General features: G+C 63.8%; 10 protein-coding genes, 1 other RNA gene and 1 pseudogene. 6 read left to right on the top strand and 6 right to left on the bottom strand.

The window, feature by feature from the left end; translation table 11 throughout:
* The first annotated feature begins 43 nt into the window (after positions 1-43).
* Positions 44-1,266 (top strand): annotated as a pseudogene (locus tag DM995_RS17235) (N-succinylarginine dihydrolase).
* 90 nt (positions 1,267-1,356) lie between these two features.
* The gene (locus DM995_RS17230; protein WP_060977674.1) at positions 1,357-1,584 is read left to right on the top strand and encodes a hypothetical protein; all 228 of its coding nucleotides are present in this window, start codon (positions 1,357-1,359) and stop codon (positions 1,582-1,584) included.
* Between the two features lie 46 nt (positions 1,585-1,630).
* Here the strand turns inward: DM995_RS17230 and ssrA are convergent.
* Positions 1,631-1,992, bottom strand: a transfer-messenger RNA (tmRNA) gene (gene ssrA, locus DM995_RS17225).
* A 117-nt stretch (positions 1,993-2,109) separates the two neighbouring features.
* A complete protein-coding gene (gene mscL / locus DM995_RS17220) occupies positions 2,110-2,535 on the bottom strand; it encodes a large conductance mechanosensitive channel protein MscL (protein WP_116970195.1) in 426 nt (141 codons plus the stop codon).
* 160 nt (positions 2,536-2,695) lie between these two features.
* Here mscL and DM995_RS17215 point away from each other — a divergent pair, with 160 nt between their 5' ends.
* The 4 genes from DM995_RS17215 (at position 2,696) to DM995_RS17200 (ending at position 5,464) form a co-directional block, all read left to right on the top strand.
* Positions 2,696-3,286, top strand: coding sequence for a LemA family protein (locus tag DM995_RS17215; RefSeq protein WP_116970194.1), 591 nt, complete (start codon positions 2,696-2,698; stop codon positions 3,284-3,286).
* 50 nt (positions 3,287-3,336) lie between these two features.
* Positions 3,337-4,125, top strand: a complete 789-nt coding sequence (locus DM995_RS17210; protein WP_116970534.1) for a TPM domain-containing protein — start codon at positions 3,337-3,339, stop codon at positions 4,123-4,125.
* A 6-nt stretch (positions 4,126-4,131) separates the two neighbouring features.
* The gene (locus DM995_RS17205) at positions 4,132-4,815 is read left to right on the top strand and encodes a TPM domain-containing protein (protein ID WP_116970193.1); all 684 of its coding nucleotides are present in this window, start codon (positions 4,132-4,134) and stop codon (positions 4,813-4,815) included.
* Between the two features lie 133 nt (positions 4,816-4,948).
* The gene (locus DM995_RS17200) at positions 4,949-5,464 is read left to right on the top strand and encodes an NUDIX hydrolase (protein ID WP_116970192.1); all 516 of its coding nucleotides are present in this window, start codon (positions 4,949-4,951) and stop codon (positions 5,462-5,464) included.
* Between the two features lie 23 nt (positions 5,465-5,487).
* Here the strand turns inward: DM995_RS17200 and rimK are convergent, their stop codons facing one another.
* From rimK to DM995_RS17180, 4 genes are all read right to left on the bottom strand, one after another.
* Complete coding sequence (gene rimK, locus DM995_RS17195) at positions 5,488-6,393, bottom strand: 30S ribosomal protein S6--L-glutamate ligase (RefSeq protein ID WP_116970191.1); 906 nt, start codon at positions 6,391-6,393, stop codon at positions 5,488-5,490.
* A gap of 10 nt (positions 6,394-6,403) precedes the next feature.
* Positions 6,404-6,874 carry an ATP-dependent zinc protease family protein gene (locus DM995_RS17190; RefSeq protein ID WP_116970190.1) on the bottom strand — a complete coding sequence of 157 codons (471 nt, stop codon included), beginning with the start codon at positions 6,872-6,874 and terminating at the stop codon, positions 6,404-6,406.
* An 84-nt stretch (positions 6,875-6,958) separates the two neighbouring features.
* Positions 6,959-8,314: an NADP-specific glutamate dehydrogenase gene (gdhA, locus tag DM995_RS17185; protein WP_023837092.1), complete on the bottom strand. Its 1,356-nt coding sequence runs from the start codon at positions 8,312-8,314 to the stop codon at positions 6,959-6,961.
* 265 nt (positions 8,315-8,579) lie between these two features.
* Positions 8,580-9,215, bottom strand: a complete 636-nt coding sequence (locus DM995_RS17180) for an adenylate kinase (protein WP_116970189.1) — start codon at positions 9,213-9,215, stop codon at positions 8,580-8,582.
* Positions 9,216-9,256: the final 41 nt, after the last annotated feature.

Below are 9,256 nucleotides of genomic sequence, written 5' to 3'. Positions count from 1 at the left end.
CCTCTCCCTCGTGGGGGAGAGGGAACGAAAACAGGAAACGAGGATGCTCACCGAGATAAATTTCGACGGAATCATCGGCCCCAGCCACAATTATGCGGGCCTCAGCCTCGGCAATATCGCCTCGGCCAACAACGCCGGCTCGGTCAGCGAGCCGCGCGCCGCGGCGCTGCAGGGCGTCGCCAAGATGCGCGCCAATATCGCGCTCGGGCTGGTCCAGGGCTTCTTCATGCCGCTCGACCGGCCCAATACCGGCTGGCTGGAAAGCCTCGCCACCGACGTCGCGAGCGCCGAGCCGCATCTGCGCGCCGCCAGCTTCTCCGCCTCGTCGATGTGGGCCGCGAATGCCGCGACCGTCTCCCCTGCCCCGGATACCGCCGATGGCCGCTGCCACCTCACCGCAGCCACGAATGGACCGGCACGCTGGCGCAGCTCAAGCTCGCCTTTGCCGACGAGCGCCATTTCGCGGTGCACGGCCCGGTCCCCGCCCCGTTCGGCGACGAGGGTGCGGCCAATCACATGCGGCTGTGCGAGCGGCACGACAGCACGGGCGTCGAGATCTTCGTCTATGGCAAGGCGGGCGGCCCCTTCCCCGCGCGCCAGCATCTCGAGGCGGGCAAGGCGATCGCGCGGCGGCACGGGCTGGCACCGGATCGCACGCTTTTCGTCCAGCAGAGCGAGACCGCGATCGCCGCGGGTGCGTTCCACAACGATGTCGTCGCGGTCGCCAATGAAAGCGTGCTGTTCACGCACGAACAGGCTTTCGAGGATCGTGAGGCCGCCTATGCCGCAATCCGGGCCGCGTTTCCGGCAGTGCAGATCGTCGAGGTGCCTGCGAGCGCGGTATCGCTCGCCGATGCGATCAGGAGCTATCTGTTCAACGCGCAGCTGGTCACGCTGCCCGATGGCGGCCAGGCCCTGGTGCTGCCCAGCGAATCACAGGAGGTGCCCGCCGTGTGGCAATGGCTCGAGGCGATGGTCGCGGGCAACGGGCCGATCCGGCGGCTGGTGCCGGTCAATGTCCGCCAGTCGATGGCCAATGGCGGCGGCCCGGCGTGCCTCAGGCTGCGCGTGGTCGCCGATCCGGCGACGGTCGATCCGCGCTTCATTGCCACGCCCGGGAAGCTCGACGCGATCGAGCAGGTTATCGCCGCGCGCTGGCCCGAGCGGATCGCGCCGGGCGATCTCGCCGATCCTGCGCTGGCAGAGACGGTGCGCGACGCTCGGCTGGCGTTGCTGCAGGCGCTTGGCCTCGAAGCGCTCGCTTGACCTGTCGGCAGGCTTTACAGTTTAACCCTTTCTTCACTATCGTACCCCGCAGAAAACCGCCCTTGGCACAGGGCTTGCGGGGGAATGCCCATGTTCGAGAAGATCCGTCGCCTCTTCATCATCAAGACCAAGTTCGAGGTGTATCTGATCACCTATGCCCTGGCGCTGGGAGCCTGCGAGCGCGGCAAGCTCTATCTCGATCAATATCCCGGCTATGGCGGCTGGCTGCTGTTCGTCGCGTGCACCGGCGCGGTGTTCATGGCGGGCGCCAAGATGCTCGACGCGATCGATTACCAGAAGGCGTACGGGCCTGAATGATGAGGGAAAGTGGAGAGCTTCTGTTGCCCGGTGCTCTCCAAACCGCTGAACTCCGCTTCTGTTGCCCGGTGGGTTCAACCGCGCTCTTGCTTTATAATTCTTGGCCGTTAGGCCGCTGAATTATGCAGCGAGGGCGAGTGCGTCATTGTCATTGGCACTTATGAGTTTTGAGCCTTTAACGGGTTACTCAGCCCGGACGAAAACACCGCTTTTCAACACACGTCGATCCTAGTTCGGCCCCGTCAAAAGCCCCGCTTTCACGGGGATCCCCCGTTAAGCGAAGTTTATGGTGGAGCCGCCGGGTACCGCCCCCGGGTCCGCTGTGCCTATTGCACGCCGCAATTTATCGTCATAGCCGGACGAACCGGCAGAGACCCATATAGCGATGCTTTGGTGAATGGGAAGTGAGCGGCGGGAGAATTTAGGTGCTAACATATCCCCTCCCCTTGGGGAGGGGTGTCTGCCCCACCCCGTCCGTCGCTGCGCTCCGTCCACCCCTCCCGCAAGCGGGAGGGGAAAGAGCTTTTACTTCTTCAGCAGATCCCGGATTTCCGCGAGCAATTCGACCTCGCTCGGCCCCTTGGGCGCAGCGGGTTCCTCGGGCTTCTTGAACAGCTTGTTCGCCGTCCGCACGATCAGGAAGATGATGAACGCCAGGATCACGAAATTGATGATCACGGTGATGAACTGGCCATAGCCGAACAGCGGCACCCCCGCCTTCTTGAGCGCGGCATAATCGTTCAGCGATCCCGTATAGGTCTCAGGCACCGGGCCCAGCATGATGAAATAGCTGGAAAAATCCGCCCCGCCGAAGATCGCGCCGACCACCGGCATGATGATATCCTCGGTCAGCGAGGTGGTGATCGTGGCGAAGGCCGCGCCGATGATGACCGCCACCGCCAGATCAAGCACATTGCCGCGCGCGATGAACGCCTTGAATTCCTGAAGCACGTCTTTCCCCTTTTGCTGTCAGCAGATGGCCCTATAATCGCGAGCGACGTGGAGATGTCGAGTGGCTTGCAAGTGGGGCATGTAAAAGATGGTCTTGCAGCTTTGCCGTATTAACACGATATAACGGTCGCGCGTTATCAACCGGAGGGAATTACTGACTATGCGTATCACCCGTTATGCCCTGCCCCTGCTGGCAGCGCTGTCGCTCACCGCGTGCGGCATCAACTCGGTCCCCACGGCGGAAGAGAATGCCAAGGCGAAATGGGCCGATGTGGAGAATTATTATCAGCGCCGCGCCGATCTGGTGCCGAATCTCGTCGCAACCGTGAAAGCTGGCGCAGCGTCCGAAGAGAAAATCCTGACCCAGGTAACCGAGGCGCGCGCCAAGGCGACAGCGATCAATGTCAGCACCGATGACTTGTCCGATCCCGAAACCTTCGAAAAGTTCAGCCAGGCGCAGAACCAGCTGACCCAGGCGCTGGGCCAGCTGCGTACGGTGGTCGAGGCCTATCCCGACCTCAAGAGCCAGCAGAATTTCACGACGCTGATGAGCCAGCTCGAATCCAGCGAGAACCGTATTTCGATCGCCCGGCGCGACTATAACGAGGCGGTGCGCGAATATAACACCACCATCCGCACCTTCCCCGATTCGATCGGCGCGAACCTGATCCATGGCGCCAAGCCGATGGTGCCGTTCAAGGCGACCACCGCGGGCGCCAACGAAGCGCCCAAGGTCGATTTCGGCCAGTGAGCCGCGCACCCGCCCTTGCGGGTGGCCTGAAAGCATGGCTCGGCCAGTGGCTGGCGGTAACGCTGCTGCTGGTCGCCGCCGCGCACAGCGCCGCCTTCGCGCAGACCTTTCCCAAGCTGACGGGGCGCGTCGTCGATGATGCCAATCTGCTCGATCCCGCGCAGGAGGCATCGCTTACCGCCAAGCTCGAGGCGCTGGAAAAGCAGTCGACGCGCCAGCTGGTCGTCGTCACCCTGCCCGACCTGCAGGGGTACGAGATCGAGGAATATGGCTATCAGCTCGGCCGCAAATGGGGAATCGGCCAGGCGGAAAAGGGATCGCTGGAAAAGGACAATGGCGCGCTGCTGATCGTCGCGCCGAACGAACGCAAGGTGCGGATCGAGGTCGGTTATGGTCTCGAGGGCGTGCTGACCGACGCCTTGTCGAGCGTCATCATCCAGCAGGACATATTGCCGCGCTTTCGCGACAAGGACATGCCCGGCGGCATCGCGGCGGGCACCGATGCGATCATCACCCAGCTGACCCTGCCCGAAGAGGAAGCGCGCGCCTATGCCGCCAAGGTCGAGGAGGAGTCGCGCAAGGCCGACGACAATGACGGAATCGGACTGTTCGTCTTCTGGCTCGTGATCATTTTCTTCTTCTTCGTCATTCCGATGATCCACGCCGCGCGCAGCAAGGGTCGCCCCTATCGCAGCTCGGGCATCGGCGGCATCACTACCTGGGGGGCGTCTTCGGGTTCGTCCTGGGGCGGTTCATCGGGCTCGTCCTGGGGTGGCGGCGGCGGTTTTGGCGGCGGCGGCGGCAGCTTCGGCGGCGGCGGCTCCTCGGGCGGATGGTGAGGCATCATGGCAAAGGTTGAAAGCGTGAGCCCCGACGAGCATTGCATCGTCACCGCAGCGGTAGGTGAAGCCGAGAAGCTGACCGATGGCGAGATCGTGACCGTGATTGCCCAGCATTCGGACGATTATCGCGAAACGCCGATCTACTGGGCGGTCGCGGCGATGTTCCTGGCGCTGGCGTGCGTCGCGGTCTTTCCCGAATGGTTCGAAGGGCTGCTCAGCTTCGCCACCGGTGGGTGGCAGCATGTCTATACGCCGAGCGAATATCTGACGCTGGTCATGCTGCTGCTCGCGGCGAAGTTCGCCGCGGTGCATCTGATCGTCGCGTGGAAGCCGCTGCGGCTGGCAATGACGCCTTCGGGGGTCAAGCAGGCACGGGTGCGGGCGCGCGCGGTCAACCTGTTCCGGGTGAGCGCCGAAAAGCGCACGCGCGGGCTGACCGGCGTGCTGATCTACCTCTCGATGGCCGAACACCGGGCGGAGATCGTCGCCGACAGCGCGATCGCCGCCAAGGTGAGCCCCGATGTCTGGGGCGAGGCCATGGCCGACATGATCAAGGAACTGCGCGCGGGCCGCGCGGGCGAAGGCATGGCGGCAGCGGTGCGCGATGTCGGCAAGGTGCTGGCCGAGCATTTTCCCAAGAGCGACGACAATCCGAACGAACTGCCTGACCGGCTGATCGAGCTTTGAGGGTCCAACCCCTGCCCCGCCACGCATCGCTCGTCACCCCCGCGAACGCGGGGGTCCCGCTTTCCGATCGCCACCGTGCCAGTAGCGGGATTCCCGCGTTCGCGGGAATGACGATCATAGGAGGGATATCGCATTGAACGAACCCGAGGAAATCGTCTGGCAGGGTCGCTTCATCACCGCGAAGACGCGCGGCAAGTGGGAATATGTGTCGCGCAGCCGGGGCATCAGCGCGGCGGTCATCCTGGCCGTGCACGACGGCGCGGTCGTGCTCGTCGAACAGTTCCGCGTGCCGCTGGGCCGCACCTGCCTGGAGCTGCCCGCCGGACTGATCGGCGACGACATGCATGGCGAAGCGCCCGAGCTGGCCGCAGCGCGCGAGCTGGAGGAAGAGACGGGTTTTCGTGCTGAACGCATCGAAAATCTCGGCGAATTCTATTCCTCCCCCGGCATGGTCAGCGAAAGCTTCCACCTGATGCGCGCGCATCGGCTGGAGCGCGTGCATGACGGCGGCGGGGTGGAGGGCGAGAACATCACCGTCCATGTCGTTCCCCTGACCGAGCTGGACGCCTTCATCGCCTCCAAGCGCGCCGAGGGCTGCGGCATGGACGTGAAGCTGCTGCTGTTGCTGGGCGCCAGGATGCTGGGCTGAAATCCGCGCCGCCGGCGCCGGGATCAGCCCTTGCCCTTGGTCTTGGTCTTGCCCTCGCGGCAATTGGCAGCGAGGAAATCAATGATCATCCCGGCAATATCCTTGCCGGTCGCATTCTCGATACCCTCCAGCCCCGGCGAGCTGTTGACCTCCATGATCACCGGGCCGTGATTGGAGCGCAGGATATCGACGCCTGCGACGTTCAATCCCATCACCTTGGCCGCGCGCACCGCCGTCGAGCGTTCCTCGGGCGTGATCTTGATCGCCTTGGCGCTGCCGCCCCGATGCAAGTTCGATCGGAAATCGCCCTTGGCCCCGGTGCGCATCATTGAGGCGACGACCTTGCCGCCGATCACGAAGATGCGGATGTCGCTGCCATCGGCTTCCTTGATGAACTCCTGCACCAGGATGTTGACGTTCGCGCCGCGAAACGCCTCGATCACCGATTTGGCCGATTTTTCGGTCTCGCCGAGCACCACGCCGATCCCCTGCGTGCCTTCGAGCAGCTTGATGACGACCGGCGCGCCGCCGACGATCTTGAGAACCTCGTCGGTCTGCTTGGGATCGTGCGCAAAGGCGGTGACGGGCAAGCCCAGACCGTGCTTGGCGAAGATCTGCATCGAGCGCAGCTTGTCGCGCGAGCGACCGATGGCGACGCTCTCGTTCAGCGACCATACCCCCATCATCTCGAACTGGCGCAGCACCGCCAGGCCGTATTGGGTGATCGAGGCACCGATGCGCGGGATTACGGCATCATATTTGGCAAGCGGCTCGCCATGATATTGCGCGCCGGGCCGGTGCGAGGTGACATTGAGCGTCACCCGCAGCGTGTTGAGGATATCGATCTCGTGCCCCCGTTCGCGCGCCGCCTCGCACAGGCGGACATGCGAATAGAGATTGGCGTTGCGCGCCAGCATCGCGATTTTCATTGGGGGTACTTCATCGATCGGTTTCCTCTGGCAGGCCGAGCGTCCATTTGCGTCTGCAATCGACGCGGAAGCCGCGCCGCAGCGCCCGGCGGCCAATCAATATAGGGAAGGTCATGGTGTTGCGGTTGGCCAAGGTCATGTGTCCCTTCCAGCGGACGCTACCAAGGACCATGGTCGTTTCGATGACATAGCGAAGCTCGATCGCGCCGTTCGAGCTCTTGACGCTGCGCTGCTCGACGCCGGGCGCGCGATACTTGCGCGCAGGCTCGCCGCGGTGCGCGCGAAACCAGAATTCGACGATCAGCTGGCCGTCGATCGTCACCGGCCTGACCCGGGTGGCGTGGATGGAAGAAGTCGCTGCCCCGGTGTCGATCTTGGCCTTGATCTTCGCCAGGCCAAGATCCGGAAGGTCGACGCATTCGACCCAGCCGATATCGATCGGTTGCCGGTCTGCTTTCGGGGTGCGGAGAGACCGGGCCATCGCCGCGCCCGTTAGCAGGCGCTACGGTGAATGCAACAGGGTTGCGGCGAGCAGTTCGTCCTGCCCGCCGCCCCTTGCATCGTATCAGACCACGCCGAAGGCGAGCATGGCATCGGCGACCTTCTTGAAGCCCGCGATGTTCGCGCCCTTCACATAGTCGATATAGCCGCCGCCCTGATCGCCGTATTTGATGCAGCTGTCATGGATGCCCGACATGATGTCCTTGAGCATCTGTTGCAGCTCCTCTTCCTTCCACGCGCGGCGTTCGGAATTCTGGCTCATTTCGAGGCCCGAGACCGCGACGCCGCCGGCGTTGGAGGCCTTGCCCGGGGCGTAGAGAATCTTGGCGGCCTTGAAGGTGTGCACACCATCGAGATCGGTCGGCATGTTCGCGCCTTCGGACACGGCGATGCAGCCATTGGCGACCAGCGTCTTGGCATCCTCGCCGAGCAACTCGTTCTGGGTGGCGCAGGGCAGCGCGACATCGCACGGCACGCCCCAGGGAGTCTTGCCTGCATGGAAGGTCGCGCCCGGGAAAGCCTCGACATATTCCTCGATCCGGCCCCGGCGGTGCGTCTTGTGCTCCTTCACCCAGTTGATCTTCTCCTGGGTGATGCCGTCGGGATCATGGATGAAGCCGCCCGAATCGGACAGGGTGAGCACCTTGCCGCCGAGCTGCACGATCTTTTCCGCCGCGTGCGTCGCAACATTGCCCGAACCGGAGATGACTGCCGTCTTGCCGACCAGATCCTGGCCCTTGGTGGCGAGCATGTTGGCGAGGAAATAGACCGCGCCATAGCCGGTCGCCTCGGTGCGGATCAGCGAGCCGCCCCATTCCAGCCCCTTGCCGGTCAGCACGCCGGTGAACTGGTTGGTGATGCGCTTGTACTGGCCGAACATGTAACCGATCTCGCGGCCGCCGACGCCGATATCGCCGGCAGGCACGTCGACGTCCGCGCCGATATGGCGATAGAGCTCGGTCATGAAGCTCTGGCAGAAGCGCATGATTTCGCGCGTGCTCTTGCCCTTGGGGTTGAAGTTCGATCCGCCCTTGCCGCCGCCCATGGGAAGGCCGGTCAGCGCGTTCTTGAAGGTCTGTTCGAAGGCCAGGAACTTGAGCACCGATTCGGTGACCGAGGGGTGGAAGCGGATGCCGCCCTTGTAGGGACCGATCGCATTGTTGTTCTGCACGCGCCAGCCGCGCTGGACGCGGATATTGCCGTTATCGTCCTCCCAGCAGACGCGGAACGACACCACGCGATCGGGTTCGGCAATACGGCGCAGGATCTGCTGCGCGTGATATTGCTCCTTGTCGGCCATGAAATCGAAAATGTCTTCGGCGACTTCCTGTACGGCCTGGACGAATTCCGGCTGGTACGGGTTGCGCTTTTTCACGCCTTCCATGAAGGTCGGCAAGTCTACGTGATCGGATACGGCCATAGGTCCCCCCTTTGAGGTGATGCTGCGAATTGCGCGACCCGGCCCGAATGCAGCGAACTCTCCTGATTCGCCTGCATTGTTGCGCGAACTCTACCGCAAAACAGGCGCAGCGAAAGGGCTAATCCGCACAAAAAGAGGCAGAAAACCGGGGGCCAGGACCAGCATCGCCGATCTCAGGGCAATGTCGATGCTGCACCGTTGCAGTGCAGCATGAACCCCGATCAGCGACCTTCCTGTTCGTCATCCTCGGCGCGCGCCGGGCGGGTCAGCGGGCGCGTGCCAGGCTTGTAGCGCTTCGGCTGGCCATGCCGTCGACGCGGCTGACGATGCCGCGCGCCTCGTAGATCGGCAGGATCGGCGCGGTCTTGGCGCGATATTCGGCCATGCGCGTGCGCACGGTTTCCTCGTTATCGTCGGGACGGCGCTTGAACTCGGTCGATCCGCACTTGTCGCACACGCCTTGCTTGGCGGGCAGCTTGTAGCGGTCGTGATAGCCCTCGCCGCAATTGGCGCAGGTGAAGCGCCCGGTGATGCGATCGACCAGCGCGTCTTCGTTCACCTCGAGCTCGATGACATGGTGCAGGCTGCGACCACGCGCGTCGAGGATCTCGTCGAGCGATTCGGCCTGGGCCGCAGTGCGCGGATAGCCGTCGAAGATGATGCCGGTTTCGGGCGACAGCTCGTCGAGCGCATCGCCGATGATTCCCGAGACGATCTCGTCCGAAACCAGCTCGCCCGCTTCCATCACGGCCTTGGCCTTGAGGCCGATCGGCGTGCCCGCCTTGACCGCCGCGCGCAGCATGTCGCCGGTCGACAGCTGCTTCATGCCGCGCTCGTCGACCAGACGCTGGGCCTGGGTGCCCTTGCCCGCGCCCGGAGGGCCCAAAAGAATGATATTCATGGGTAATCCATCCCCCAACGGGCCGGTTGCGCCCGGCCCAG

The sequence above is a fragment of the Blastomonas sp. UPD001 genome (genome assembly GCF_003426715.1).
In the GTDB taxonomy this organism is placed as follows: Bacteria; Pseudomonadota; Alphaproteobacteria; order Sphingomonadales; family Sphingomonadaceae; genus Blastomonas.
The sequence above is the reverse complement of the archived record's forward strand: the minus strand, read 5'-3'. Positions and strand labels throughout refer to the sequence as shown.